The 433-nt window shown below is 43.2% G+C and carries 1 protein-coding gene; it reads left to right on the top strand.

The window, feature by feature from the left end; genetic code table 11:
- Positions 1 to 433 (top strand): Calx-beta domain-containing protein (locus HGB55_RS15365; protein WP_211047423.1); only part of this gene is annotated, 433 nt, incomplete at both ends.

Here is a 433-nt window from a genome sequence, read left to right as displayed (position 1 = left end):
GCGATAGCAGAGGATGATTATCAATCACAATCAGGTACGCTAACCTTTGCAGGCACTACCGAAGAGAGTCATCCAATTACAGTTTCAATAGCAGATGATACTTTGATAGAACCGACTGAGAGTTTGTATGTGAACTTGAGTAATTTGAGCACGACGCTGATAGGTATCAATGATTCACAAGGCGAGATAACTATTGAGGACAATGACGGAGGTGCAGGCAATGGACTAACCATCAGTGACATTACGGTCAATGAAGGTGATGGTACAGCGACAGTTCAAGTAACCTTAACAGGCAATGTACAGGGAGGTTTCAGTGTAGATTACCAAACATCAGACGGTACGGCGATAGCAGAGGATGATTATCAATCACAATCAGGTACGCTAACCTTTGCAGGCACTACCGAAGAGAGTCATCCAATTACAGTTTCAATAG

The organism is Lutibacter sp. B1 (assembly GCF_012524075.1).
Classification (GTDB): Bacteria; Bacteroidota; Bacteroidia; order Flavobacteriales; family Flavobacteriaceae; genus Lutibacter.
Note: the sequence above shows the minus strand (reverse complement) of the source record. Positions and strands in the feature narration are given on the sequence as shown.